Annotated in this window: 33 protein-coding genes; 21 read left to right on the forward strand and 12 right to left on the reverse strand. The window is 38.7% G+C overall.

Annotation, left to right across the window (positions count from 1 at the left end; all coding sequences use genetic code 11):
- Window positions 1-43: 43 nt before the first annotated feature.
- The 6 genes from TES1_RS03780 to TES1_RS10955 all read left to right on the forward strand — a co-directional run bounded on the left by TES1_RS03780 (window position 44) and on the right by TES1_RS10955 (window position 2,373).
- Window positions 44-349: a hypothetical protein gene (locus tag TES1_RS03780; protein WP_042682693.1), complete on the forward strand. Its 306-nt coding sequence runs from the start codon at window positions 44-46 to the stop codon at window positions 347-349.
- 4 nt (window positions 350-353) lie between these two features.
- Complete coding sequence (locus TES1_RS03785; protein WP_227738510.1) at window positions 354-542, forward strand: hypothetical protein; 189 nt, start codon at window positions 354-356, stop codon at window positions 540-542.
- Window positions 543-625: 83 nt separating this feature from the next.
- Window positions 626-922 (forward strand): ArsR/SmtB family transcription factor, encoded by a 297-nt coding sequence (locus TES1_RS03790; RefSeq protein WP_042680364.1) that lies wholly within the window; start codon window positions 626-628, stop codon window positions 920-922.
- Window positions 923-925: 3 nt separating this feature from the next.
- Window positions 926-1,126 (forward strand): hypothetical protein, encoded by a 201-nt coding sequence (locus TES1_RS03795; RefSeq protein WP_042680366.1) that lies wholly within the window; start codon window positions 926-928, stop codon window positions 1,124-1,126.
- Between the two features lie 34 nt (window positions 1,127-1,160).
- The gene (locus TES1_RS03800; protein ID WP_173391289.1) at window positions 1,161-2,213 is read left to right on the forward strand and encodes a radical SAM protein; all 1,053 of its coding nucleotides are present in this window, start codon (window positions 1,161-1,163) and stop codon (window positions 2,211-2,213) included.
- Between the two features lie 19 nt (window positions 2,214-2,232).
- Window positions 2,233-2,373 carry a hypothetical protein gene (locus TES1_RS10955; protein ID WP_158505951.1) on the forward strand — a complete coding sequence of 47 codons (141 nt, stop codon included), beginning with the start codon at window positions 2,233-2,235 and terminating at the stop codon, window positions 2,371-2,373.
- On the opposite strand, the gene TES1_RS03805 is transcribed toward TES1_RS10955, so the two are convergent.
- The 6 genes from TES1_RS03805 to TES1_RS03830 all read right to left on the reverse strand — a co-directional run bounded on the left by TES1_RS03805 (window position 2,370) and on the right by TES1_RS03830 (window position 6,521).
- Window positions 2,370-2,564 carry a TIGR04140 family protein gene (locus tag TES1_RS03805; protein WP_042680369.1) on the reverse strand — a complete coding sequence of 65 codons (195 nt, stop codon included), beginning with the start codon at window positions 2,562-2,564 and terminating at the stop codon, window positions 2,370-2,372. The genes TES1_RS10955 and TES1_RS03805 overlap by 4 nt on opposite strands.
- The gene (locus TES1_RS03810) at window positions 2,561-3,004 is read right to left on the reverse strand and encodes a peroxiredoxin (protein ID WP_042680371.1); all 444 of its coding nucleotides are present in this window, start codon (window positions 3,002-3,004) and stop codon (window positions 2,561-2,563) included. Before TES1_RS03810 ends, TES1_RS03805 begins: the two co-directional genes overlap by 4 nt.
- A 111-nt stretch (window positions 3,005-3,115) precedes the next feature.
- On the reverse strand, window positions 3,116-3,832 hold the full coding sequence (locus TES1_RS03815; protein WP_042680373.1) for a polysaccharide deacetylase family protein: 717 nt from the start codon (window positions 3,830-3,832) through the stop codon (window positions 3,116-3,118).
- Window positions 3,810-5,036 (reverse strand): glycosyltransferase family 4 protein, encoded by a 1,227-nt coding sequence (locus TES1_RS03820; RefSeq protein WP_042680375.1) that lies wholly within the window; start codon window positions 5,034-5,036, stop codon window positions 3,810-3,812. The genes TES1_RS03815 and TES1_RS03820 overlap by 23 nt, the downstream gene beginning before the upstream one ends.
- Entirely contained in the window at window positions 5,012-5,890 is an 879-nt protein-coding gene (locus TES1_RS03825) for a lysylphosphatidylglycerol synthase transmembrane domain-containing protein (RefSeq protein WP_227738511.1), read from the reverse strand. Before TES1_RS03825 ends, TES1_RS03820 begins: the two co-directional genes overlap by 25 nt.
- 106 nt (window positions 5,891-5,996) lie before the next feature.
- On the reverse strand, window positions 5,997-6,521 hold the full coding sequence (locus TES1_RS03830; protein ID WP_042680379.1) for a PepSY domain-containing protein: 525 nt from the start codon (window positions 6,519-6,521) through the stop codon (window positions 5,997-5,999).
- A 99-nt stretch (window positions 6,522-6,620) separates the two neighbouring features.
- On the opposite strand from TES1_RS03830, the gene TES1_RS03835 reads away from it, so the two are divergent.
- The 7 genes from TES1_RS03835 (at window position 6,621) to pyk (ending at window position 11,652) form a co-directional block, all read left to right on the forward strand.
- The gene (locus TES1_RS03835; protein WP_084340013.1) at window positions 6,621-7,256 is read left to right on the forward strand and encodes a winged helix-turn-helix transcriptional regulator; all 636 of its coding nucleotides are present in this window, start codon (window positions 6,621-6,623) and stop codon (window positions 7,254-7,256) included.
- A gap of 5 nt (window positions 7,257-7,261) precedes the next feature.
- Window positions 7,262-7,546 carry a hypothetical protein gene (locus TES1_RS03840; protein WP_042680380.1) on the forward strand — a complete coding sequence of 95 codons (285 nt, stop codon included), beginning with the start codon at window positions 7,262-7,264 and terminating at the stop codon, window positions 7,544-7,546.
- Window positions 7,539-8,180, forward strand: coding sequence for a phosphatase PAP2 family protein (locus tag TES1_RS03845; RefSeq protein ID WP_042680382.1), 642 nt, complete (start codon window positions 7,539-7,541; stop codon window positions 8,178-8,180). Before TES1_RS03840 ends, TES1_RS03845 begins: the two co-directional genes overlap by 8 nt.
- Window positions 8,173-8,640: a COG2426 family protein gene (locus tag TES1_RS03850; RefSeq protein WP_042680384.1), complete on the forward strand. Its 468-nt coding sequence runs from the start codon at window positions 8,173-8,175 to the stop codon at window positions 8,638-8,640. The genes TES1_RS03845 and TES1_RS03850 overlap by 8 nt, the downstream gene beginning before the upstream one ends.
- Before the next feature lie 28 nt (window positions 8,641-8,668).
- Entirely contained in the window at window positions 8,669-9,268 is a 600-nt protein-coding gene (locus TES1_RS03855) for a DUF2250 domain-containing protein (protein ID WP_227738512.1), read from the forward strand.
- A 76-nt stretch (window positions 9,269-9,344) separates the two neighbouring features.
- Window positions 9,345-10,115, forward strand: coding sequence for a sulfite exporter TauE/SafE family protein (locus TES1_RS03860; protein ID WP_042680387.1), 771 nt, complete (start codon window positions 9,345-9,347; stop codon window positions 10,113-10,115).
- A gap of 109 nt (window positions 10,116-10,224) precedes the next feature.
- Window positions 10,225-11,652, forward strand: coding sequence for a pyruvate kinase (gene pyk / locus TES1_RS03865; protein ID WP_042680389.1), 1,428 nt, complete (start codon window positions 10,225-10,227; stop codon window positions 11,650-11,652).
- 42 nt (window positions 11,653-11,694) lie between these two features.
- Here the strand turns inward: pyk and TES1_RS03870 are convergent, their stop codons facing one another.
- A complete protein-coding gene (locus TES1_RS03870) occupies window positions 11,695-12,393 on the reverse strand; it encodes an acetate--CoA ligase family protein (protein WP_042680391.1) in 699 nt (232 codons plus the stop codon).
- Window positions 12,394-12,534: 141 nt separating this feature from the next.
- Between TES1_RS03870 and TES1_RS03875 the strand changes: the two genes are divergently transcribed.
- The gene (locus tag TES1_RS03875) at window positions 12,535-13,842 is read left to right on the forward strand and encodes a DUF4139 domain-containing protein (protein WP_042680393.1); all 1,308 of its coding nucleotides are present in this window, start codon (window positions 12,535-12,537) and stop codon (window positions 13,840-13,842) included.
- Here TES1_RS03875 and TES1_RS03880 read toward each other — a convergent pair.
- Complete coding sequence (locus tag TES1_RS03880; RefSeq protein WP_042680395.1) at window positions 13,839-14,072, reverse strand: hypothetical protein; 234 nt, start codon at window positions 14,070-14,072, stop codon at window positions 13,839-13,841. The two genes, TES1_RS03875 and TES1_RS03880, sit on opposite strands and share 4 nt — an antisense overlap.
- Before the next feature lie 106 nt (window positions 14,073-14,178).
- Between TES1_RS03880 and TES1_RS03885 the strand changes: the two genes are divergently transcribed.
- Entirely contained in the window at window positions 14,179-14,733 is a 555-nt protein-coding gene (locus tag TES1_RS03885; protein ID WP_042680397.1) for an SWIM zinc finger family protein, read from the forward strand.
- Here TES1_RS03885 and TES1_RS03890 read toward each other — a convergent pair.
- Window positions 14,699-15,085, reverse strand: a complete 387-nt coding sequence (locus TES1_RS03890; protein WP_320406867.1) for a hypothetical protein — start codon at window positions 15,083-15,085, stop codon at window positions 14,699-14,701. The genes TES1_RS03885 and TES1_RS03890 overlap by 35 nt on opposite strands.
- Window positions 15,086-15,150: 65 nt before the next feature.
- On the opposite strand from TES1_RS03890, the gene rgy reads away from it, so the two are divergent.
- Together rgy and trmBL2 are read left to right on the forward strand one after the other, a co-directional pair.
- Window positions 15,151-18,801, forward strand: a complete 3,651-nt coding sequence (gene rgy, locus TES1_RS03895; RefSeq protein ID WP_042680401.1) for a reverse gyrase — start codon at window positions 15,151-15,153, stop codon at window positions 18,799-18,801.
- A 267-nt stretch (window positions 18,802-19,068) separates the two neighbouring features.
- On the forward strand, window positions 19,069-19,863 hold the full coding sequence (trmBL2, locus tag TES1_RS03900; RefSeq protein ID WP_042680403.1) for an HTH-type transcriptional regulator TrmBL2: 795 nt from the start codon (window positions 19,069-19,071) through the stop codon (window positions 19,861-19,863).
- Between the two features lie 12 nt (window positions 19,864-19,875).
- Here trmBL2 and TES1_RS03905 read toward each other — a convergent pair whose 3' ends face one another.
- Genes TES1_RS03905 through TES1_RS03915 form a run of 3 tightly spaced genes read right to left on the reverse strand, consistent with a single transcriptional unit; the run spans window position 19,876 to window position 21,135 of the window.
- Window positions 19,876-20,088: a winged helix-turn-helix domain-containing protein gene (locus TES1_RS03905; protein WP_042680405.1), complete on the reverse strand. Its 213-nt coding sequence runs from the start codon at window positions 20,086-20,088 to the stop codon at window positions 19,876-19,878.
- A complete protein-coding gene (locus TES1_RS03910) occupies window positions 20,085-20,405 on the reverse strand; it encodes an Sjogren's syndrome/scleroderma autoantigen 1 family protein (RefSeq protein ID WP_042680407.1) in 321 nt (106 codons plus the stop codon). Before TES1_RS03910 ends, TES1_RS03905 begins: the two co-directional genes overlap by 4 nt.
- 1 nt (window position 20,406) lies before the next feature.
- Complete coding sequence (locus TES1_RS03915; RefSeq protein WP_042680409.1) at window positions 20,407-21,135, reverse strand: arginase family protein; 729 nt, start codon at window positions 21,133-21,135, stop codon at window positions 20,407-20,409.
- Between the two features lie 186 nt (window positions 21,136-21,321).
- Here TES1_RS03915 and hxlAB point away from each other — a divergent pair, with 186 nt between their 5' ends.
- Genes hxlAB through TES1_RS03935 form a run of 4 tightly spaced genes read left to right on the forward strand, consistent with a single transcriptional unit; the run spans window position 21,322 to window position 24,134 of the window.
- Window positions 21,322-22,542, forward strand: a complete 1,221-nt coding sequence (gene hxlAB, locus TES1_RS03920) for a bifunctional 3-hexulose-6-phosphate synthase/6-phospho-3-hexuloisomerase (RefSeq protein ID WP_042682697.1) — start codon at window positions 21,322-21,324, stop codon at window positions 22,540-22,542.
- A gap of 8 nt (window positions 22,543-22,550) precedes the next feature.
- Window positions 22,551-23,333 carry a hypothetical protein gene (locus TES1_RS03925; RefSeq protein WP_042680411.1) on the forward strand — a complete coding sequence of 261 codons (783 nt, stop codon included), beginning with the start codon at window positions 22,551-22,553 and terminating at the stop codon, window positions 23,331-23,333.
- Complete coding sequence (locus TES1_RS03930; RefSeq protein WP_042680413.1) at window positions 23,314-23,958, forward strand: TIGR02253 family HAD-type hydrolase; 645 nt, start codon at window positions 23,314-23,316, stop codon at window positions 23,956-23,958. The genes TES1_RS03925 and TES1_RS03930 overlap by 20 nt, the downstream gene beginning before the upstream one ends.
- Window positions 23,955-24,134, forward strand: coding sequence for a hypothetical protein (locus tag TES1_RS03935; protein ID WP_042680415.1), 180 nt, complete (start codon window positions 23,955-23,957; stop codon window positions 24,132-24,134). The genes TES1_RS03930 and TES1_RS03935 overlap by 4 nt, the downstream gene beginning before the upstream one ends.
- The last annotated feature ends 2 nt before the right edge of the window (window positions 24,135-24,136 follow it).

Raw genomic sequence — 24,136 nt, forward strand, 5'->3', positions numbered from 1 at the left:
CCATATTTCCATTTTGTGGCTAAGCACTGTGGAGGATGAAAATATGGAAGCTGTTAAAATGTTTCACCTCGTTGAATATGGGGAATTTCCAATTGAAGAAATTCCCGTTGAAGAAGTTGAGGAAGATGCATTAAATGTCTTGAGAAGTACAAAGGTTGAGAAATTTCAGACATCAAGAGGTGTTATCCAAAAGCTCAGTGATAATTATGGCAATTATGTAGGAAAGATTGTCGGTGATTACTCAATTGAAGAGCTGAGCATTGGAAGCGCTTATCAAACGGCATTTGGAATCAAGGTAACACTTAATTATAACGAAAAGGTTGTTGGTTGGCTGTATTTACCAGAGTGAGGTGATGGGAATGCCTAGAGGATTTGGAGGACCTATGATAAGAGGTCCAATTTTTGGTAGAAGAAGATGGGGTTTTGGCTGGTGGTGGGGCTTTGGAATCTTTGGAATATTCCTTCTGCTATTTAGGTTAGCTTTCCTACTGCTACCATTTATACTAATTGGTGCACTGATCTATCTAATCACCAAGAAATGATTCGAAAACTTTTTATCTTTCCTTTTTGCACATAGTATGTAAGGAAATTTTAGCTTATGCAATAATTTAGATACGTGATGAAAATGGTTAGAAGCATACAAGAGCTGACAGTGATTGCAGAGGCTTTAAGCGTTCCGATAAGAGTTAAGATACTCAAAATGCTCTGTGAAAAGGAGTGGTACGTTTATGAATTAGCAAAGGAGCTCAACATTTCTCGTCAGCTTTTGTATCTCCATTTGAAAAAGCTTGAAAAAGCAAACCTCGTTGAGAGTGAACTCCGTCTTGAGCCTGGCGATCCAAGGGCCAAAAAATACTACAAGGCAAAACCTTTTAGGCTCGTAATCGATAATGACATTATAAAAAATCTGAGGGAGGATTGAAAGATGCCTCCATATGGTGGAACATCAAGTGGATGGATTTCAATAACTTTAGGCCTAATACTTATTGCCATTATCGTTTTTGCCTTTTATCAGATGAACAAAACACTAAACGAGCTCAAACTTGAGCTCAGTAATCTCAGAAATGCCCTAGAAGAAACAAAGAGGTACACTGAAGAAGTTAAGAAGAAGCTTGAAGAGGTTTGAAATAGTTTTAAGTATTTTTGATTATTTTTTAATGATGGTTATGTGGTTCCGCAGGGTTGATATAAGAGAAATTGAAAAAGCAAAGAGAGCAATGCCTCATTATTTTGAAATCCTTTCTGGGAGAGAAAAACCCAATTTTTTCTATGCAAAGCAAGTGAAGGTTAATTTTTCAAAAGATGACCCTCTTGAGGAACTTTGGAAGGCCCATGAAGAAGGTATGGAAAAATTGAAAGAGAACGATTTAAGCAAAAATTTAGAGAAAAGTCTTCTTGATCTGAAAGCTTTGATAGCAGACAGAATAATTGAAAAGTGTGAACTTTGTGAGATTAAATGCCGAGTAAACAGAAAGGAGAGCATTGGCTACTGTCGAGTTAAGGATAGCTTGATTGCAAGTGACTTTCTACACATTGGAGAAGAGCCCGAGCTAGTTCCATCATACACTATATTCTTCTCTGGGTGCAACTTTAGATGTGTGTTTTGTCAAAACTGGGACATAAGTCAGTACAGGGTTGGATTAAGATATTCACCAGAAGAAATGGCGACTAAAATCGCTGTTGCGTATGCTGAGGGTGCCAAAAATGTGAATTTTGTTGGAGGAGAGCCAACACCAAATTTACCTTTCATCCTTGAGACGCTCAGATACGTTAAAGTCCCGATTCCAGTAGTCTGGAATTCTAACATGTACATGAGCGAGATTACAATGAAGCTCCTGGATGGAATAGTTGATGTTTACCTGGCTGATTTTAAGTGGGGCAACAACGAAGATGCCCTTAAGTATTCAAAAGCTCCAAGTTATTGGGAAGTTGTAACAAGAAACTTCCTTCTAGCCAAAGGACACTATAAAGCAGAGTTTTTGATAAGGCATCTGGTAATGCCAAATCATCTGGAATGTTGCACTAAGCCAATTTTGAAGTGGATAGCGGAGAATATTGGAAAAGAAGTTAGAGTAAACGTGATGTTTCAGTACAGACCAGAATACAAAGCGGAGAAATATTCTGAAATTGCTAGAAGTTTAAACTATGATGAAATGAAGAGGGCAGTTGAACTTGTTGCAGAGGTTGGACTGAAGAATGCGATGGTTGGATAAGACAATATGAGGTGATATCGTGTATAATCCCATATCTGTTCCTAGAGGAATTTTCCTTGAAAAAGTTGCTCTCATTCTAGTAGTATTTTTGGTGCTGCTTGTGCTGAAAACTTTGTTAGAAAAATATCTTGAGAAAAGAAGCCTAGAAAAGGAAAGCTAACCACCAGCCCTTGCTAACCTTAGCTTTTCCATGAACTTCTCTATCTCCTTTTTATCTCCCTCAATAATTACCTCGTATCTGGGCATTCCATGGAAAGGTTCAGCTTCTCTAATCTCTAGCCTAACCGAAGCGTTTGACTTCTTTAAGATTATCTCAAGATCTTCTGGTGGAATTGAAGTTATTATCCTCATTTTTCCACCAGTTCCTTAACAACTTCAAGAACCTTAGCAGCGTGCCCCTTGGTTTTAACTCTTCTCTTTTCCCACACAATTTCTCCTTTGGGATTTATTATAAAGGTACTCCTCAATACGCCTTCTCCTCTCATCTTTTTGCCCCAGGCACCCAAAGTCTTTATCAGCTTAGCCTCTGGGTCACTGAGGAGTTTAACCTTGAGATTGTGCTTCTCTTTAAATCTCCGATGGGATTCAATGGAGTCTTTGCTGACTCCAACAACGAGGACTCCAAACTTCTCAAATTCAGGTAAAAGCTCTGTGAACTCCTTAGCCTCTGTGGTACAGCCTGGAGTATTATCCCGTGGATAGATGTAGAGGACAATCCATCTGCCAAGGAAATCCTTTAGCTTTACCTCTTTTCCATCTTCATCCAAAAGGGGAATCTCAAGATACTCCATACAACCACCTGATTAAAATTAGGAAGACCTAACTTTATTAACCTTTTCCATACAGAAAACTCTATTAGATAAGTTCGATTGAGAAAGATAGGCACTATTTTTGTTGCATTTTCATGTTTTCTTGTTATAAACATCTAGGTACTCTCTTATCATCACAAATTTAGCATTTTGATCCTTGTAATAATCAATTAACCTCTCTAAAAGTATTAAAGCATTGTCTCCTGTGTTAAACTTGCAGTCAAATCGTATTTTCTCTTTTTGCATTGGAACGAACTCCCAAGGATGAGCAAAATAAACTCTTGGTTCCCTTAGTCTCGCATGAATAAATTTCTGTACTGGCCAGGGAAGCCTTAATATGGAAGATGTTACCGAGACTGGAATCTCTAAAACACCATCAAGCACTTTAATTCCCCCTTTATACCCCTTGTATCTTGCCCTTGAGGAATCCACTAGTATTCCGTTTTTACTTAAAGCTGAAAAGAGATATCTGGGAAATTGAAGATTTGGGGCCCTAAAAGAGACAACATCTCCGAACTCTCTCAAAATGTCTAGTGACTTTTTAATAATGACCTCCGCCTTGTTTTTCTCAAGTTTATCAAACCGCTCATGATTAAAGCCATGACAGCCGAGTTCATGCCCTTCATCAACAATCCTTTTTGCAAGATTTGGGTATTTCTTTGCCATCTCAGCAGTGAAGAAGAATGTTGCTTTAACATTCTTTTCATTGAGAAGATCAAGAATCTTCGGTAATCCTTCTTCCATGCCTCTGGTAGTGTTTAAGTATGGTGGACAATCTTGCTCGACGTCAAAGGTTAAAGACACCAGCATTCGTTATTCCCCCTTTCAGCACCTGGTGGAGTGTGTATAGAATGAAGGGATCTCTTTCAAATGTTTCTATCGTCTTCTTGTATATCTCGACTATTTCTTTTGCTATCTTTTCCCATGTAAATTCCTCTTTTACAATCTTTCTTGCATTTTTGCCCATCTTTTCAATCAATTCCACGTTATTTAGCAGATATACAATGTTTTCCAGCAACTCTTTGTCGTCTTGGGACATTAATCCAGTGAGGCCATGCTTGACTATCTCGCTTATCCCTCCATGATTATTTGCTATCACAGGAACCCCACAAGAAAGGGCTTCAAGGGCGGCTATTCCAAACGCTTCATAAATCGTTGGGGATAAGTAAATATCGCTTGCCCAGAGGTATTCTCTAACTTTTTCTCTGGGTTGCTTTCCAACCATCAAAACCTTATCCTGAACATGGTATGATTTAATGAGTTCTTCTATTTTCCTTCTCTCTGGACCATCGCCTATTATTACGAATTTTATATTGGTCGTTCTATATTTTTCTGTGAGAGTTCTAGCTAATTTGGGTATTACATCTATTCTTTTTCTCTTTGTGAGTCTTGAAGTGGTTGTTATTACTATTCCATCTAGTCCAATGTTGCTTTTCCATTCTTTTTTATCTTCCACAGGCTTCCAGAAATTCGTATCTATACCATTTGGTACAACATGTATCGGTTTGTTCTTAAGTCTTGCACCAAGGATTTTCTCTAAGTCTTTCTGTACAGCATTGCTCACAGCAATAAAGCCGTTAACCTTCCTCAGAGAAGCTCGTAAAAGGAAGATATAGGTCGGGTTTAAGATAGATTTGCCCAAGAATGAATGGTTTGTTATAATGCTCGGAACACCTCTAATCCCACTGGAAAGATTTGAAACTCCTACGGCTATTGGAGAATAAATGCTGTGTCCGTGAGTGATATCAAAATGCTCCTTTTTGTAAAGCTCGTTCACGCTTTTGAGCAGATTCATTCCAATGCTTATGTGGAAGCTATCAACGGTAATCCTCCCTTTAAACCGGTGGACAGTATATGGGAGGGTTTTATCTGGAAAATCTCCAAATCTTGTTATAACATGAACATCATGCCCCATATCAACAAGATTTAAAGCTAAATCATGGATGTGATACTCTATTCCACCGATACTTGGAAAAAACCAATCCGAAGCTAATGCGATTTTAAGACTCTCCATATTTCGGTACCTCCTAATACTATTAATGTTATAAATCCGACTATTGAACTCAGCACATAAGAAATAAAGCGCTCAATTAGTGTTATTGATACGGCTAGGGTTGAAGGTATTCCAAAGTAGGTAAGTGTCCCTATTAGTCCGCCCTCTACTATACCAATCCCTCCGGGAGTAAATGCCATAAGCCCAAATATAAGATTTGCAAGTGAGACTATTGCTAAAAATCCAATACTTGGATTCCAGCCAAAAGCAAGTGCTATGAGTTTGAGCCTAAGCATATCCAAAAACCAAACCACTGAACTCAATCCAACCACGAGAATATTTAATGAGAATTTCCGTTTTAATGAAATTATATTCATGAGTTCTTCTGTTGTAAGCTCAACTTTAATTATTTTAACTGAAAGCTTTATGAATTCTTCCCAATTGAGCCAAATAAGCACCACAACAAAGATTGCGAGTGAAACAAAATAGATAATATGTCTAGCGAAATACGTTAGTCCCAAAAACAATAGGATTGTTACTGGAAAGGCTTCCATTATCCTTTCATAAAGTATGCTGACAGTCGATAAGCTCAATGGAATCTTATATTTTTTCGATATCCAAGTAACTCTTAGAATTTCTCCACCCCCACGGCTCATTGGAGTAACGTTATTAACAAAAATAGAGGAGAGAATCGCTTTTAAGAGATCAATCAAGGGTACATTTTTTCCCATGCTATCCAGTATAATTTTCCAGCGAAGGGCGTAGATTATAGTACTTAGGTAATATAAAGCCAGAGCAATTGTAATAAGCTCCAAACTGGTTTTATTTAATGATTTGAGGAGATTAGTGTATTCCCCTATAGTTATCATTTTCATCCCTACCGTCTTCTCTTGTACCATACTTAAAAGTTAAGTGGTTCATTTCTCAAAGTGTTATAAAAAGTAAAAATGCAGGTACCAAAAAATGAAAGTTAGAAAGATTTCAACCCTCCTCTTCTTGTTCTAGTTCTTCCTGAATATTGTCTGTATCATTGCTGTCATTTGAAAGCTTGTTTTTATTATTTTCCTCTAACTCTTTATCAGTTTCTTCTTCAATGCCGCTGTCAATATGGAGTATTTTTCCATTTCCTGCGTCGACTTTTACGTCTTTTATAGTACCATCGCCGGTTTTAACCTCAACTGAATAAACTAGATATCCATTTTCATTATCCAGTTCAACTTTGATGACGTTTCCATTGACCTCTGCTAGGGCCGCTTGCTTTGCTTGCTCCGGAGTTATCTTTGCTAAACTTTGAAGCAATTTTGCTTCTTGATCTTCACTGATACCATCTGCAGTTTTGGGAACAGTTATGCTTCCAACATAATTTGGCGAGTGAATGCCAGTTTGTGTTTCATTATCAGCTGTGTTTGATGCTGCTAGTGCAAAGGCTCCAATGCCAAGCCCCACTATTAGCGCTGCCAGCGCTGCTACAATTTTCTTTCCAATATTAAATTTCCAGATCTTCATGTTTTTCACCTCCATCCGGTTCTTCAATTTTGTATTAAACAGAGCCCATATAAAGTTCTTCTGGTTCAATACTGGAATTGTTAGTTCAATTTTCAAAATATGAGCAATTTCATTTTTGGACATAGAAAATACAGTGTAAATAACATTTCTAAAATTGAACCAAAAAAGTATTATCTATCCCAAATCAGTAAAATACCAAGGATAACAATGAGCGGGAAAGAGCTCAATGAGACAACAAAGCGAGTGTTTGAATTCATTAAAGAGAATCCTGGACTGAATTTCAATGAAATATCTCGAAGACTTGGGCTAGCTAAGGGAGACTTACAGTATCACATATACAAGCTTGAAAAGATGGGAGTGGTAAAGTCCAAAAGAAGCGGATTGAAGAGGCATTATTTTCCGGCAGGAATTTTTAGTGAAAAGGAGGAAGATGTTCTCAGTCTTATTTCAAGCGAAAACATGAGGGAAATAATAATGTATTTAATCACTAATCCAGGAATTACTCAAAAAGAACTGTGTGAGAAAATTGGTTTATCTCCTCCGACAATTAACTATTACATGAGCAAACTTGAAAAGTTGGGACTGGTTGAAGGAAGTAGGGAGGGAAAATTTGTAAGATATTACTTTGTGGGAGATAGAGAGTTGTTCATTAAGATGATCAGGAACTATCATCCGAGTTTGCTCGAAAGATGGGCTGATAGGATTGTGGACATATTCCTGGACTTTGGGGGGTGATTGAAATGCTTGATGCTGAACAGATTTTGAGCTTGGGAATAGTTATATTTTCCTTGCTACTTACAGGGGCTTCACTTATTGCATACAAAAAAACTAGGCTGAGAAAGTTTCTGATAGTTTCATTAGCGTTTTCTCTCTATGCGGCAAAGGAATTTGTAGAGCAGATTGACATAGTATTTCCCGAAATAGAGGGAGGGACTTTGGACTTACTCGTGAAGTTCATTGAGTTCATAATAATTGCACTGTTCTTTGTTGCAGTAGCCCTAAAGGAGAGGAGGAGAGTTGAATAGAGGATCATTTAGCGTATTGAGCATTACATTATTAACACTGCTAATATTGGAGAAGCTTGACATACTTACTGGAGTTAATATTGCAGTATACAACCACATCCCACCAACAACGTCCTTTCTAGTTAAGATGGTCACCAATTCAGCAAGTTTTGGAGTCTTTTTGATTTACATTGTACTTTTTATGTTCCTAGATTTTAAACGTGTTAGAAGGATTACTAAGCTAACTTTGGAGTTTATTCTTGCTCTCGCTGTAGGCATGGCTATTGTTGGTGTTTTAAAAGTCTCAACTGGGGTTCCAAGACCAAATGAAGTCGCGCTAAACCTGCCACTTTATCAGATGCTCTTAAATGTGGACTACTTTGCGTTTCCTTCTGGTCATACAACAAGAGCATCCATTTTTGCATATTTCTTAAGTAAACGCTTCCCTAATTATAAGCCTCTCTGGTGGAGTTATGCTTTTTTAGTTGCACTATCAAGACTATTACTACAAGTTCACTGGCTGAGTGATGTGTTATTTGCTCTGCTCCTTGGTGTATGGGTTTCGATGTTAGTAGAACTTACAGAAAACATCTGGTTGCCAATTTACAGTTCAGTTATGGAAAAATTAAAATTGGAGGTGTTCAAAATTGAATGAGTTCATATACATCTTCTTGCTTTCACTGGTTCCGACATTTGAAGGGAGATATGCCATTGTCTATGGGATTGGAAGAGGGTATCCACTATGGGGAACACTTTTAGCAGCTTTCCTAGGGGTTCTACTTCTTTCGCTTGTTCTACCGTTTGTGCTGCCTTTAATCGATGTTTTAATGCTTAAGCTTGAAGGGACTTTTTTGGGGAGATTTGCAGAGCTTTATCTGAGATATGTTGAAAGAGTCAGAAAGAAGGCTCATCCTTATATCGAAAAGTGGGGCTTTATAGGGTTAGTGATCTTCGTAGCGATTCCACTACCTGGAACTGGAGTTTGGACAGGAAGCTTAGCCGCTTACATATTTGGTATAGAGAAGAGAAAAACCATTCCAGCTTTGTTAATTGGCGGTTTGTTGAGTATTTTGATAACGCTAATACCCAGTTTGGGTATTGTAAAGTTGATGTAAATTTATTCCAGATTTGGGGGAAGAAGGGTTGGAGGATTACGACAAATTAATAGATATTCTTAACTTACTGACACCACTACAAGTATACATACTGGCACACTTACGTCAAGCAAACATAGATTATGCCAAATCAATAGCCAAGATGATAGAGATGCCAATAGAAAAAGTTGCAGAATCCTTGGAGGAGCTGGAAAAACTTGGAATAATAGAGCGCACTCATGGGGCCGCTATTAAGAGAACCGAGGCAAGATTCAAACTGAGTGCTGAGGTTCGGAAGCATCACACTTATTACAGACTAACTAAAGAGGGAAGGCATCTGTTACGAACTATTAAAACAAACAACTTGCTCGGTGAATACCTGAGCAACATCTCTGGATACAGAAATACTTTAGAACTCTTATTATTTTTGAAAAAAGCCAGATATGAACATGCCGCCACGATATCCCGAGTATTTTCAGTAAGTCTTGAGAATACTCGAAACATACTTAGAAATCTTGTGAAACTAAACCTCATAGTCGAATGTAAGCCGAAAGTATTGAAAAGAAAGCATAGAAAGGCCAAACCCAAGAAGGAAACACGAACCCAGCACAATACTACAAATTATCTAGACTTGGAGAACTTCTTCTAAGATACTATCTGTGAAATTTTTTACATCAAAAATCATTAAAACCATCCCATCTTACATATTACCTGGATGATTTAAAGTGGAAATCATAATAAGCTCAATTATTTCAGGCTTTATATCCGGTTTATCCTTGGGTCTTACCGGTAGTGGCGGATCTATTCTTGCAGTTCCTCTGCTGGTGTACCTTGTTGGTCTCGACCCCCATCTCGCAGTAGGAACTTCTCTGGTAGCTGTTGGAATAACTGCCATCATCGGACTTCTCCTACATTTGAGACAAGGTAACGTACTATTTAAAATCGGCTTTGTAATGGCAATCCCAAGTATTCTTGGCATTTACATTGGGAGCTACTTAAACAAGGCTGTAGAAGGTCCGATCCTTTTAGTACTTTTCGCTTTTTTGATGATTGTGATGGGTATTAAAATGATGAAAGAGAGTGAAAACAAAGTTATCTCTCCAGATACAGATAAAGAAAAGACTGATTTTGGCCGTATTTTGGTACTTGGATTTGTTGTGGGTATTGCATCGGGATTTTTTGGTGTTGGAGGTGGATTTTTAATAGTTCCTGCTCTAACCATCGGTGCTGGTCTCAAAATGCACAAAGCAGTTGGAACGTCTTTATTTGTAATTGTCCTCAACGGCTTTGCTGGACTGATTAGTTATGAACTCCAAGGAAGACCAGTAGACATCCCTATAACACTTCTTTTCGTTATTGGAGGATTTGTTGGGAATTTTATTGGAACACATGTCGCTAACTCTCTTTCATGCAAAGAGTTAAAACGAGTTTTTGCTCTAATTGTTGTAATTGTAGCGTTTTACCTAATAGCAATTAATCTACCGAAGGTAATCTGATTGTAATAATTGCCGTTTAAAATCTGAACGAATAAATATGATAAACTGATGAAAAATATTAAATGCTATACAGTAAAAGTTGCTTTCTAAGATTATGGGAGGGGTAAAAATGAGACTTCCATCACATAAGACAAAAATAATTGCAACAATAGGACCAGCTTCTAATTCGAAGAGGATGATTGAAAAGCTAATAAAAGCGGGAATGAATGTTGCGAGAATTAATTTTGCCCATGGAGGTTTCGAGCAGCATGCGAAGACAATTGAAATGATAAGGGAAGTATCCGAGAGACTAAATACTCGAGTTGCTATCCTTGGAGATTTACCTGGCTTAAAAATTAGAGTGGGCAAGCTCAAAAATGATGCCGTGATCCTACAGAGAGGACAAACTGTAGTGCTAACAACTAAAGAGATAGAGGGTGATGAGACAACAATTCCAGTAGAATGTGAAACGTTTCCAAAACTGGTCTCTAAAGGAGAAGTGATATACCTAAGCGATGGATACATTACTTTGAAAGTTGAAGATGTTCATGGAGATGAGGTAGTCTGTAGGGTAATTGTTGGAGGTACACTTTTCTCGAGGAAAGGTATCAATATCCCAAAGATCAATCTTCCACTTGAGGCGATCACTGAAAGGGATTTGGAAATTTTGGAATTTGCACTTGAGCATGATGTTGATGCAGTTGGAATTTCCTTTGTTGGCTCAGCTTATGATGTTATGAAAGTTAAAAGATTTGCCGAAAAGAGGGGGAAACAGATATTCACAATAGCAAAGATTGAGAGACCAGATGCTGTTAGAAACTTTGATGAGATACTGTATGCTGCAGATGGGATAATGATAGCACGTGGCGACTTAGGAGTTGAAATGCCAATAGAAAAGCTCCCAATAATCCAGAAGAAGCTTATAAACAAGGCAAATCTCATCGGAAAACCAGTTATAACTGCAACTCAAATGCTCGTGTCAATGACCACTGACAAAATTCCAACAAGGGCTGAAGTTACAGATGTTGCAAATGCCATTCTGGACGGAACTGATGCTGTCATGCTCTCTGAGGAGACGGCAATAGGTAAGTATCCTGTTGAAGCTGTAAGGATGATGGCAAGGATTGCGAAGACCACTGAAGCATACAGGGAATCTTTTGGACACACAAGAATGCTTGAATGGAAAGAGAAAATACCGAAGAAAGGTACAATAAAAGATGCCATAACGAGGAGTATAATTGAAGCACTTGGAGCTCTTGACATCAAATATATCTTAACTCCAACAAGAACTGGAGAGACTGCCAGACTAATCTCACGCTTTAAGCCAAAACAATGGATTTTAGCCTTTGCTGCTGACGAAAAAGTATGCAACAGTCTGATGTTTTCCTATGGAGTTTATCCATTCTGTGTTGAGGACACTACAAATGAAAAAGAGCTTATTCAGCTCATAAAAGACCTTGGAATTGTGAAGACTAACGACACTGTGCTTCTAACTTCAGGAAAGCCTATAGAAAAGACAGTGGGAACAAACACGATAAAGATTTTCACAATCGCTTAACTCTCATTTTATTTTTGAATCAAATGAAAGAAAAGAACAAAATTAAAGTAGCATTCTTGCGTCAACTGCGATTGCCTCATCTTCATAAGCAAAGATTGGGTTGATGTCAAGCTCTTTAACCTCTGGGAGCTCGAGAGCTAATTCACCAACTTTGACAATTATGTCTGCCAAAGCCTCAATGTTTACTGGTTTTTCTCCTCTTGCACCGGCAAGAATTGGATAAGCCTTGATTTCTTTAATCATTTCAAGAGCTTCTTCCTTTGTTATTGGAGCAACTCTAAAGCTAACATCTTTGAGAATCTCAACGAAGATACCACCGAGACCAAACATGACAGCTGGACCAAACTGTGGATCCCTAATCATACCAACGATAACTTCCTTTCCGAGTGGAAGCATCTTATAGATTATGACACCCCAAAGGTCTGCATCTGGCTTGTATCTCTTTGCATTTTCCATAATTGTTCTGAAGGCTTCTCTTGCTTCATCATCGTTTTTGATGTTGATCTTAACACCACCAGCGTCGCTCTTGTGTATAATCTGTGGTGAGACAATTTTCATGACGACTGGATATCCGATTTCCCTTGCAAACTTAACAGCTTCATCCTCATTTCTTGCAACCTTGAAATCTGGGGTTGGAATGCCGTAGAGCTTGAGAATCTCCTTAGCCTCTGGTTCTACAAGAGGTCTGCCCTCAGCTTTGGCTTTTTCGATAATTTCCCTTGCTTTTGCAACCCTATCCATCCTTACCACCTCTAATTATCATGACTGCAGTTTCAACTATGTTTACAATGTTAAAAGTCTTTCCATCATTTGCTTCAACTCAGCTTGAAGTTGTCGGTCTCTATAAATAGTATGAAAGCCAACTATTCATGGTGAAAAATAATGAAAAAGAAAATTTTAGGTGGAATTTTTGTGGCTTTTTTGCTCTTGGCAATGATAGTACTTCATCAAACAAGGGCTGCAGATGAAAGCGGAACTTTGGTTCTCTACGATTCTGCCCGCATTGGAGTTGTTGAGAAAACAATTACCTTAGACCTCAAAAAGGGATTCAACGAAGTTCCTCTCGAAGAGATTGAAGGTTTGAATATCGAAGAAATTACTTTAAAGTCTTTGGGCGATAAAGTTATGATCTTGGGAATTATTTCGCAAGCATACCCAACCAAAGGAGTGTTTGAAGCAAACATTGGAAAAACTGTCACAATAAAGCTGAAGAGTGGTGAAACAATAACGGGAAAGTTTTTAGGCTACAAAGACGGCAAGATAGCAGTTCAGGGAGATTCTTACTATCTGATTGAGCCCGAGGAAGTTGCATATATGAAGCTCACTGAATTGGGAAGCAAAGCCAAAGCCCAAACTTATGCCATTATACAAGCTGAGGAAGATGGAAAGTATAAGTTCAAGCTGATTTACAGAGTTCAGTCGATCGGCTGGAGCTCAAGGTATAAGCTTTACCTAACCAACGAAGCCTTGCTCTACGGATACATAGTAATTGACAATCCTACAAACAAGACATTTGAAGACTTTAAAGTCATGCTCGTTTCGGGAGAAGTGAACTTCTATGCTCCTCCACAAGTCGTTATGGAGAGGATTTATGCGATGGCAGAAAAAACAGCCGCTGGACTTCCAGAGCAACCTCAAAAAATTGAAGCATTCTACCTTTACAATCTTGGAATGCTCAGTGTAAATGCCTTTGAAAAGAAGATGATACCTTACATTACCCAAGAGACATCTTTTGAAAGGGAGTATCTATACGAGAGCTATCCCTACGGTGGAAGTAATGAAATTTACGAGATTATCTCATTTAAGACTGAGAAAGTGCTTCCAGCTGGCATTGTAGAGATTTACAAAGAAATGAACGATACAACAGTTTTAATTGGCGAGCAGAAAATTGATCACACCGCTAAAGGTGATATATTGAGGCTTAAACTTGGAAGGGATGTTGATCTAAAAGGCAAGACAGAAATCCTCGAGCAGAGAAGAGAAAGCGATTCAACGTACTACAAAGTGAGAATTACAATTGAGAATTTTGGAGACGAGACGAAAGAAGTTATTGTCAGGCATTACAAGTGGAGCGGCAAAATATTGAGCTCTACAGTAAAGCCAATAGATGAAACAGCACACTATGTGGAGTTTAAGATAACCGTAAAGCCAGGAGAAAAGAAGGAAATAGTGTTCGACTATAGAGTTTAAGCCTTTCTGAGAAGAATCTCGAAGGCTTTTTCTTCTTTTACCACTTCCAATACAAGGCTCTTATCGTAGTCAATAAAACGTGTGTTTTTGAGAGTGTAACCCTCGTCCTTTAAATGCTCATATATCTTGAGACCAAGCTCTCCAAAAATTTCCGCGGCCAAGGTTGCAAAGCTTGGCTCCTTTATTCCAATCTCTTGATGATACCTCCGCGCAAGCTCAAAAACGTCCATGCTACCACCCCGATATTAGTTCACCATTTGGATTTATATGCTTGATGGTGGTAATATACAACGAAATATTTAAAAGGCTCAATTGTTACTAACTTTAGTGGTTAATATGGACAATGCGAAAAAGAAGGGAGAGCAGTATTTCAAAAAGGGCAAGGTTCTGTGGGTGCTGAAGTATAAAGACAGGCTCTATGGAAAGGTTCTTGGAACTTATCCGTATTACGTTGAGGTTAGCATAAAAAGTGGAAAAAGCAGATGCACTTGTCCTATTGGGAGAGATTGCAAGCATGTATTTGCTGTGCTGGAGGCTTTTGAGAACGGAGAATATTTTAAGACATCAAGCCCTTTAGTAGAGCTTTCGTCGCAAGCTGTTGTGGATGAGATTATTTTTGAAAATCCTGATATTGGAAAGCCCATTATCTTAAAGGAGCTAATCTATTATGTGAATCACGACGAAAGCGGGAGTGAAGTCGCAAGGCTATTCAGGAAAGCTTTTGCTCTGCTAAAGATGGAGTTTTCAGAGGAATTTTATGAATCCTTGCTCATACAGTTTGGAGAATTTAAGAAAGTTTTTTATGATTATGAGCTCACCGAGGAGCTTGAGAGAGAGCTTGAAGAACTGAAAAAATTTACGTCAAATAATCTAGCAAGCTCTTCGCCTTAATCTTCCTCTTCAACGCGTCATAAACTTCTCTTCCATCAAAATCAGAGGAATACTCAACACCAAGCTCGTCAAGGAAGAATTTCATTATCTGAAATGCATATTTTGACTTGTTTCCCTCCATTTCCACAGCTATGAATGGCTTACCACGATTTCCAATTATTATATCAAAATTCAATCTTACACCCAAATCCACATCAATAAAGCTTATCTTTTCTTGTGTTTTGAATTTTTTCACAAGAGCATTTGGAAATCTTGATTTCAGCTTTTCTATAAGCTTTATTGCCCTCTCATACTGCTCTTCAGTGAGCTCAGCTTTGAGCCTAATACCTTCGACAATCATGCTCTCACCCACGAGAGAAATCTAAAAAACCCTTATAAACTTTGCATCACCTAAATAAAACATTAGAGGGTGAGAAAATGAAGGCGATTTATAGAGAAATGTGCCCAAACTGTGAGGATAGAATTAGTGATGAGCGCTTGTACAAGAAACATCCGTGTAATGTTTGTCTCGATGAGGAAATTCAAGCTGAGGTTTACTTTGATTTGATAACAGGCATTAGAGAAGCTCTTAAGCTGAAGGGAGCTTTAAAGCACTGGGAAGAGATTTACAAGCTTGAGAAGAAGCTGAGGGAAATTGAAGAGCTCTTTGAGAAAGCCACAGGTTTCAACTTCTGGAGCGCACAAAAAACTTGGGTAAAGAGACTAATTAAAAACAAGAGCTTTTCCATAATAGCCCCTACAGGTATGGGTAAGAGTGTTTTTGGCTCATTCATGGCATTGTATTATGCTAAAAAGAAAAAGAAGAGTTACATAGTCTTACCAACAACACCACTTGTAGTACAGACCATTAAGAGGGTAAAGACATTTGCAGAAAGAGCCGGCGTTGAAATCAATCTTGCTTATTACCACGGTGGCATGAAGAAGAAGGAAAAAGAGGAGATGACTGAAAAAATAATGAATGGAGATTTTGATATTCTCATAACTTCAGCTCAATGGCTTGCGAGGAATTTTGACGAGATGCTCAAGGATAAGAGATTTGACTTCATTTTTGTTGATGATGTTGACGCATTTTTGAAAGCCTCAAAGAACATTGATCGCTCCCTTATTCTGCTCGGCTTTACAGAAGAGATAATCCAGAAGGCTTGGGAAATTATAAGGCTGAAGAAGCAGATGGCAAAGTTCCTCAACGGCAACAGTCCAGACAAGCAAGAGCAGCTCAATGAACTCAACAAGCAGATTAACAAGCTTGAGAGAGAAATAAGAAAATTCAAGCGTGAGAATAAAATTGGAGTATTGATTGTGGCTTCAGCAACTGGAAGCGCAAGGGGAGATAGAATAAAGCTCTACCGTGAGCTTTTGGACTTCGAAGTGGGAAGCGGAAGGTCAGCGTTGAGAAACGTTGTTGACAGCTATCTCTTCCCAGAGAAGCCAATTGAGGAACATGTTGAAGAGCTTTTGGCAAAACTCGGTAAGGGAGGATTAATTTTTGTTCCAATTGATCAAGGAATCGGCTATGCTGAGAAGCTTACACAATACCTCCAAGAGAAAGGCTTCAAGGTTGAGCTTGTCTCTGCAAGGAATAAGAAAGGTTTAGAAAAGTTCGAAAACGGAGAAATTGACTATTTGGTTGGTGTTGCAACCTATTATGGAACCATAGTTAGAGGATTAGACTTGCCGCACTTAATTAGATACGCAATCTTTACAGGTGTGCCAAAATTTAGGTTTAGCCTTGATTTAGAGCAGCCCACAATTTACAGAGTTTTAGGATTGATGAGTGAAGTTATGGAGTTCCTCAATGAAGAAGATAGACGAGAAGGCGAGAGGCTTTATGCTCGCTTAAGACGTTTGATTAGAAACATTCCACAGTTTGAATTGATGAAAATTGAAGAGGCATTGGCTGAAGGTCTGCCGTTAGAAGGATTCCACAGCCATGTCCTTGAAGTGTTCAAACAGAGCGTTGAGTTCTTGAGGAGAGTTCTAAAGAAAGAAGAAGTGCTCAAACGTATAGAAGAAGACCCATTCGTCAGCCTCAAGGAAGAGGAAGGAAAATGGTACATTGAGATTCCAGATGTTAGGACTTACATCCAGGCTAGCGGAAGAACTTCACGTCTCTTCGCTGGTGGAATTACAAAGGGTCTGAGCATAATAATAGTTGATAACGAAAAGGTCTTCAACGGTTTGAAGAGACAGATGAGATGGCGCTTTGCAGAGTTCGAAATGAAGCCATTTGAGGAGCTTAACCTTGAGGAACTTTTGAGGGAGATCGACGCTGATAGAGAAAAAGTCAAGCTAATTCTTGCTGGAAAGATAAGTGAAAAAACCAGAGATTTGGTTAAGTCTGCCCTAATGATAGTTGAATCTCCAAACAAAGCTAGAACAATAGCCAGCTTCTTTGGACAGCCAAGCAAGAGAAGGATTGGCGACTTGGTGGCATATGAAATCAGCATAGGCGACAGGATGCTGACGATTCTGGCAAGCGGCGGGCATATGTTCGACCTCGTTACAACGGAAGGTTATCACGGCGTCCTCATAGAGGAAAGGAACGGAAAGCTCTACTTCATCCCAGTCTATGACACAATAAAACGCTGTAGAGACTGTGGTCATCAGTTCGTTGACTGGGAAGAGAAAGGAGTCTGCCCGAGATGCGGCTCAAGGAATGTTAGAGATGCTCTGGAGAATGTAATTGCAATGCGTGAGATAGCCCAGGAAGTTGATGAAATTCTCATAGGAACCGACCCAGATGTCGAGGGAGAAAAGATTGCATGGGACATTAGGAATGTCCTAAGTCCCTACACTCCAAACATCAAGCGCATTGAGTTCCACGAAGTTACAAGGCCAGCCATATTAAAAGCTCTGAATGAAGCAAGAGACGTTAATGAGTTCAGGGTCAATGCCCAACTAGTGAGGAGAATCGAGGACAGATGGATTGGATTCGAGCTCAGCCAAAAGCTGTGGGAGGTCTTTGAGAGCAGAAACTTATCAGCTGGTAGAGTTCAAACGCCAGTTCTTGGATGGGTAATACAGAGATACAAGGAATTCGTCGAGAGCGAGACGGATTTCATGGCATTGACTTTGGAGAACGGCTTAAGCGTAACCCTTGAAGGGGTCAAAGAGGAAGTTAACGAGGTAATCATTGAAGACGTTCAAATTGAGGAGAAGGAAATCAACCCGTTCCCACCGTATACCACAGATACAATGCTCCAAGATGCCTCAAGGTTTTTAGGATTCTCTGCTCCTCATACAATGCAGTTAGCACAGGATCTTTTCGAGCTCGGTCTTATCACTTATCACAGAACTGATTCAACTCACGTCAGCAATACGGGTATCGAAGTTGCGAAGGAATACATTAGCGAAGAAATTGGAGAGGAATACTTTGCTCCAAGAAAGTGGGGTGAAGAGGGAGCACACGAATGTATAAGACCCACAAGACCAATTGACACCGGAAGATTAATGCAACTGCTGAGAGATGGGATCATTACCCTTGCAAGGGGACTCACAAGAGATCACTTCAGGCTTTATGATATGATATTCAGACGCTTCATGGCATCGCAGATGAAAGCTGCAAAAGTTCTCTATGAAAAAGCGGTGATTGATGCAAAAGTTACTAAGACTGAGATTGAGGGATACATTGAAATAATCTTTGATGGCTGGACTAGGTTAAGGGCACCCCCATTAAGACAGTTGCCAAAGCTTGAGAAAGGACAGAAGCTCAAAGTCCTTGAGGTTAAGAAATGGAGAGCACCGAAAGTTTCCCTTTACACTCAGGGTGATTTGATTGCTCTTATGAAAGAGCGCAAGATTGGAAGACCATCCACATATGCAAAGATTGTTAAGACACTCTTAGACAGACACTATGTCATTGAGACAAAAGGAAGAAAGAAGCTAGTTCCAACAGAGCTTGGGACTAAAGTCTACCACTACCTTATAAGCAAATACAAAGAGCTTGTGAGTGAGGAAAGAACAAGGCAGCTTGAAGAGCTTATGGACTTGGTAGAGGAAAACAAAGCAGACTATCAAGAAGTGCTGAATAACATGTATACAGAGATTAAACAATATATTTTGAAGTGACTTTTCTTCTTTGTTATTTATTTGTCTATTTTACAACTATTACTATTAGTAATTCATTGTCCTTTTTAGTCAATATTGTTTCCTCAACCAAAAAATTTAAAATTAAGGTATAGTAAAAGCTTTGTATGTCGGTACAATATGGATAAAATCAAATGAAGTTATGTTTAAATCATGATGTTTAAATAAGATGTAAAACTAGCTGGTTGGAAAAAAGTTATATACTTTAAGCTCACATACCATTTTGACAGAAATATGACGGTGGTAAAAATGGCAAAAGATAGGATGGTAGAACTTTTACAAGAACATTTTGAATTGAACTTATATGAAGCAAGAGCATATGTTGCCTTAGTTGCGTTTGGCGTTCTTACTCCAGCAGAGTTGGCAAGCGTTTCTGAAGTCCCAGCGCCAAGAACTTACGATGTGTTGAGGAGCCTGGAGAAGAAAGGTTTTGCAATCAGCCAACCAGGCAAGGTCAACAAATACAGGCCAGTTCATCCAAAGAACATTCTCGAGAAGTTCATTGAGGAATGGCAGGAAAGAGTTAAAGAAGAACTTGAAGCAAAGAAGAAGGCAAAGGAAGAGTTGCTCGAACTTATGACACCATTGATAGAGACAGAGATTCCAAAGTATGGTGTTGAGAGAGTTTGGGTTGTCAGGGGAATCAGAAACTCAACTCTCAAGACAAAGGAAATGCTTGAAGGAGTTCAAAAGGAGATACTCCTTGCAGATGATGGTTATGTCGCAATAAACCTTGAAGATGACATCATTAAGGCCATTGAAAGGGGTATTACTGTCAAAATTGTTGTTACCAAGCAGATACTTCCAAGACTACAAGCATCAAAACTCATGGACTACTACAAGAACGGAAAGTTTGAGCTTAAGGTTATTGACAACCTTGAACTACCAATGCTAATCTGTGATGAGGAAGTGTTCTTTGCATTAGAGGACATGGCTGCTAGATACTTCAACTATGAGACCCAAGTCTGGATTAAGGACTTCAGAGTTGTCAGCCTCTTTAGAGGAAAGTTCAATGAATATTGGGAGAAGGCAACAAAAGTTTGACACCTCTTTTTTCTATACATATTTAAATTTCTCTTCTTCAGGAGTTTTTTGCTTGATTCTCCAAAGAATCTTGCCTTCTTTCTGAAGGCTCTCGACTTTTCCTTGCTCTACTAGTCTGAGTAATATCTTCCTGACCTCCGCAAGAGGCATCTTTGTTTCCTTTGATATTTCTGACGTTGTTAATTCCCTCTCTTTAAGGACATTTAAAATCTTTAAATGCTTCATTTCGTACCCTCCAGTTTTTTATATCTTTCTAAGATGTCAATTATCTTTTCCATAACTTTTAAGTGCTTTTCGAGTTCTTCGATATCATTGGGTAAATTGTTTGCTAATATCTTTAGCCTTTCCATTAATATTTGCTCAATTCCTTTCAACTCAGCTTTTCTTTGCTTTTCCCTATGCTCGCACACAGGGCAGAAAGCTCTTCCATTGAGCTCAAAAAGAGGGGAACCACATTTAGGACAGTGTTTATCAAGCATCTTTGCTCCAGAAAATAGTAGTGGGGTTATTATTTTTCTGATTTCCTCATCACTTAATGTCATTTCACTCACCACTCAGTAATTGAAACACATCAATTAGTGCTTTCTTCCCCAGACGTGAACGCTTTATCTTGTCTGAAATCTCCGCTATGTCAAATGCTATAATCTTAAAGTTCTTTTTAATTTCTTCGAGAATGTTAAGAAGTTCTTCTAATGTGAGTTCGCCATGCTGAAAGCTAGCAATTTTATATTCAGGCAACAAAACGTCTAAATCAACGGTGAGATAAATTTCCTCCCCAAGATATTTCTTTACATCTTTGATTATTTCCTCTATTGGATGGTTTTTCAGACTTTTATACGCTTTCCATTTGCCCCTTGTTTTTCTGCTTCTAGGTAAAGCAGGGAATATTTTAACTCTCCTCGTCCACAGCTCAGTTCCCTCTGTAGTGGGTATCATCAAAACAGGACCAACAACGGAGGCCTTTTCAATTACTCTTTTTTCGAGGGCATATGCAAGCCAAGAACCATGATCTAGATAATCATGCATTAAATCGGTATGGGCATCTATGCTTATAACTGCTCTCGGTTTGAGCTTTTGGACTATACCATAAGTCGCAAGGTGCTCCCCAATTATATATGCCTTATCTACGGGCAATCTTTCAGAAAGTAATTCAATGGTATTTGACTCAACAATCATGTATTCATCAATAAGTTTATTCTTTCGTAGAAGGTTGAGAACATACATGACACCCTCTCTATTTGGCCTTTCCCCAAATGGAATAAATGTAACCATTGCAACTCCCGAAATTTAATTCAGCGAACTATTTTTAAACTTAGTCCAGCACTGTTTAATGCGGCAATTAAGTAATTATGTAGTTATGTTTACAAATTTTTGTCAAAAATTTTGAGAGTTAAAGTTAAAAAGTGTGCAATTGATGTTAAGGTGAAAGCTTTAGAAGAATATTGGGAGGAGCTCAAGATGATTCTGCAAGTTGCCCTAGATTTAACTGATATTGAACAAGCTATTTCTATAGCAGAAAAAGCTGCTCGTGGTGGCGCTCACTGGCTTGAGGTTGGAACCCCCCTTATTAAAAAAGAAGGAATGCGAGCAGTTGAACTAATGAAGAGACGCTTTCCAGATAGGAAGATAGTCGCAGACCTAAAGACAATGGATACCGGAGCTTTAGAAGTTGAGATGGCTGCAAGACATGGGGCGGATGTTGTCTCTATTCTTGGCGTTGCTGATGACAAAACAATAAAAGATGCACTTGCAGTTGCAAGAAAATATGGAGTAAAAGTTATGGTAGACTTAATAGGCGTTAAGGACAAAGTTAAGAGAGCAAAAGAGCTTGAAAAAATGGGAGTTCATTATATCCTGGTTCACACAGGAATAGATGAGCAAGCCCAAGGAAAAAGTCCACTTGAAGACTTAGAAAAAGTCGTTAAAGCAGTTAAAATACCAGTTGCAGTTGCGGGAGGATTGAACTTAGAAACAATTCCCAAAGTTATTGAGTTAGGTGCAACTATAATCATCGTTGGAGGAGCAATTACTAAGGCGGGAGACCCCGAGGAGACAACAAGGAGAATAATTGACCTCTTCTGGGGTGAATACATGCAGACAATAAGAAAGGCAATGCATGATATAATCGAACATATTGATCACGTTGCCGATGCTCTCAGGCTTGAGGAAGTTAGAGGAATGGTTGATGCAATGATTGGAGCTAATAAGATTTTTATATATGGTGCTGGAAGGAGTGGATTAGTTGGCAAAGCATTCGCCATGAGACTGATGCACCTTGACTTTGATGTTTATGTTGTTGGTGAAACTATAACTCCAGCTTTTGAAGAGGGTGATTTGCTGATAGCGATAAGTGGAAGCGGTGAGACAAGGACTATAGTTGATGCGGCTGAGATTGCAAAAAGGCAGGGTGGAAAAGTTGTTGCAATAACTTCATATAAGAATTCGACACTCGGCAAGTTAGCTGATGTTGTAGTTGAGATTCCGGGAAGAGCTAAGACTGATGTTCCAACTGACTACATAGCCAGGCAGATGCTAACCCAGTACAAGTGGATAGCTCCAATGGGAACCTTATTTGAAGATTCAACAATGGTATTTTTGGATGGAATAATTGCACTTTTAATGGCAACATTCCAGAAAACCGAAAAGGATATGAAGAGAAAACATGCGACCTTAGAATAGGGGTCACCATGATTTACTTTAATCATATTTTTGTTGGGATTGGAAATGGTGGAATTAGGATTGTGAAAAACATTGACATTCCCAATGCCGTTAAAGTAACTCTTGATTCTTCTTATTATCTCTTTGATAAAAAGAGAAATTCCTTCGTAAAGCAAATTAAGAATTTTTTTGGTAACCTTAGTGATGATACAATAGTCTGGGTAATATTTGAGGACAAGCCGATTAATATTGAAATTGCAAACCTTATCAACAATACCCTACCAGACAAAGCAATTCGCTTAGCTTATGTACTATCTCCCTATAAGGAACTTGTCTATGAACAAAAACCCAAATGGGCCAATAATTTCGAAACTGTCTTTTACGATTCTCTTTCAGAGTTTTTAGATGCCTACACTTTAATACCTTTGGAGGATGCCTTTAACGCAGCAAGTAAGCAAATTGGCATCATGTTCTCAAAGCTTTACTATTATCTTGAGAACCAAATGCTTGTTAACATTGATTACGCTGACTTGTTCAATATGGTTAAGGGGGGTAACATTGGAATACTGCGCATTTTAAGAGAAGTTGACTTTGAATGGAATTGGGGGATATGGGATAGAGGATTGATCAGCATAATGGTGGGTAAAAAAGTTCCTCTAAAAAGTGCCCACGAGATTTTGGGAAAGTTTCAACATTTCCTCAGAGAAAAAGATATAATATGGGGAGTCAGAATGAATGAAGAACTTGAAAATGAGATTGAAATATTAGCACTTTTAATCAAGAGGTGGTCAAATGGAGGCAATTCTATTTGACATAGACGAGACACTCTTGACAGAAAGACCCTTGATGATGCTCTTCCTTCCTCAAGTCTATGAAGAGATTGCAAAAAAGCTTGGGATTAGAAAAGAAGATGCCAGGATTAGATTTCTCAAAGAGATAATGAGCCGAAAAGATACCTACGAATGGCATGATTGGAACTTTTTCTTCAGACTTTTTAACTTGAATTTAAGGTATGAAGAGCTTTTAACTGCTTACCCACATAAGATTCATGTATTCCAAGATGTGAAGCCAACTTTAGAATGGCTGAAGGAAAAGGGATACAAACTTGGGGTTATCACAAGCGGCCCTGAATATCAAAGGCTCAAGCTTAGGATAGCGAAGCTTGATAATTATTTTGATGCAATTGTTACAAGAGAAGACGTGAAAACAATAAAGCCCGATCCTAAGATATTCCTTTATGCTTTAGAAAAGCTTAAAGTTGAACCTAGTGAGGCAATAATGATTGGTGACAGCCTGCAACAAGATGTTTATGGCGCAAAGAATGTTGGAATGATTGCTGTCTGGATTAATAGGGGTAATGAGAAGGGATATAATTTTGCTGATTACGAAATTAGAACCCTTCATGAATTAAGAAAAATCCTGGGGGGTTTAGAATGAAAGAGATATTCAACAAAGAGGGAGTTTTTATTGAGTACAAAGAGAAGGTAGTCGAACTTGAGAACGGTGATAAGTTGGTTCATACACAGGAAAATCCAACAAAACTTTGGTGGGAGCTGAAAGAAGCGCTTAAGGGCAAGAGAGTCAGAGTTGTAGTATATGAAATCGAGGAATGAAA

Origin of the sequence: Thermococcus paralvinellae, from assembly GCF_000517445.1 — an archaeon.
GTDB classification, from domain to species: domain Archaea; phylum Methanobacteriota_B; class Thermococci; order Thermococcales; family Thermococcaceae; genus Thermococcus_B; species Thermococcus_B paralvinellae.

Coding starts and splice junctions, on each gene's coding strand:
- TES1_RS03830 (WP_042680379.1), bottom strand. CDS start 6,521: ATGAAGATCTGGAAATTTAATATTGGAAAGAAAATTGTAGCAGCGCTG.
- TES1_RS03790 (WP_042680364.1), top strand. CDS start 626: ATGGTTAGAAGCATACAAGAGCTGACAGTGATTGCAGAGGCTTTAAGC.
- pyk (WP_042680389.1), top strand. CDS start 10,225: ATGAGACTTCCATCACATAAGACAAAAATAATTGCAACAATAGGACCA.
- TES1_RS03915 (WP_042680409.1), bottom strand. CDS start 21,135: ATGGTTACATTTATTCCATTTGGGGAAAGGCCAAATAGAGAGGGTGTC.
- TES1_RS03815 (WP_042680373.1), bottom strand. CDS start 3,832: ATGCTGGTGTCTTTAACCTTTGACGTCGAGCAAGATTGTCCACCATAC.
- TES1_RS03930 (WP_042680413.1), top strand. CDS start 23,314: ATGGAGGCAATTCTATTTGACATAGACGAGACACTCTTGACAGAAAGA.
- TES1_RS03805 (WP_042680369.1), bottom strand. CDS start 2,564: ATGAGGATAATAACTTCAATTCCACCAGAAGATCTTGAGATAATCTTA.
- trmBL2 (WP_042680403.1), top strand. CDS start 19,069: ATGGCAAAAGATAGGATGGTAGAACTTTTACAAGAACATTTTGAATTG.
- TES1_RS03785 (WP_227738510.1), top strand. CDS start 354: ATGGGAATGCCTAGAGGATTTGGAGGACCTATGATAAGAGGTCCAATT.
- TES1_RS03905 (WP_042680405.1), bottom strand. CDS start 20,088: ATGAAGCATTTAAAGATTTTAAATGTCCTTAAAGAGAGGGAATTAACA.
- TES1_RS03885 (WP_042680397.1), top strand. CDS start 14,179: ATGGACAATGCGAAAAAGAAGGGAGAGCAGTATTTCAAAAAGGGCAAG.
- TES1_RS03800 (WP_173391289.1), top strand. CDS start 1,161: ATGGTTATGTGGTTCCGCAGGGTTGATATAAGAGAAATTGAAAAAGCA.
- TES1_RS03840 (WP_042680380.1), top strand. CDS start 7,262: ATGCTTGATGCTGAACAGATTTTGAGCTTGGGAATAGTTATATTTTCC.
- rgy (WP_042680401.1), top strand. CDS start 15,151: ATGAAGGCGATTTATAGAGAAATGTGCCCAAACTGTGAGGATAGAATT.
- TES1_RS03875 (WP_042680393.1), top strand. CDS start 12,535: ATGAAAAAGAAAATTTTAGGTGGAATTTTTGTGGCTTTTTTGCTCTTG.
- hxlAB (WP_042682697.1), top strand. CDS start 21,322: ATGATTCTGCAAGTTGCCCTAGATTTAACTGATATTGAACAAGCTATT.
- TES1_RS03880 (WP_042680395.1), bottom strand. CDS start 14,072: ATGGACGTTTTTGAGCTTGCGCGGAGGTATCATCAAGAGATTGGAATA.
- TES1_RS03925 (WP_042680411.1), top strand. CDS start 22,551: ATGATTTACTTTAATCATATTTTTGTTGGGATTGGAAATGGTGGAATT.
- TES1_RS03870 (WP_042680391.1), bottom strand. CDS start 12,393: ATGGATAGGGTTGCAAAAGCAAGGGAAATTATCGAAAAAGCCAAAGCT.
- TES1_RS03780 (WP_042682693.1), top strand. CDS start 44: ATGGAAGCTGTTAAAATGTTTCACCTCGTTGAATATGGGGAATTTCCA.
- TES1_RS03910 (WP_042680407.1), bottom strand. CDS start 20,405: ATGACATTAAGTGATGAGGAAATCAGAAAAATAATAACCCCACTACTA.
- TES1_RS03820 (WP_042680375.1), bottom strand. CDS start 5,036: ATGGAGAGTCTTAAAATCGCATTAGCTTCGGATTGGTTTTTTCCAAGT.
- TES1_RS03835 (WP_084340013.1), top strand. CDS start 6,621: ATGAGCAATTTCATTTTTGGACATAGAAAATACAGTGTAAATAACATT.
- TES1_RS03810 (WP_042680371.1), bottom strand. CDS start 3,004: ATGGAGTATCTTGAGATTCCCCTTTTGGATGAAGATGGAAAAGAGGTA.
- TES1_RS03935 (WP_042680415.1), top strand. CDS start 23,955: ATGAAAGAGATATTCAACAAAGAGGGAGTTTTTATTGAGTACAAAGAG.
- TES1_RS03795 (WP_042680366.1), top strand. CDS start 926: ATGCCTCCATATGGTGGAACATCAAGTGGATGGATTTCAATAACTTTA.
- TES1_RS03825 (WP_227738511.1), bottom strand. CDS start 5,890: ATGAAAATGATAACTATAGGGGAATACACTAATCTCCTCAAATCATTA.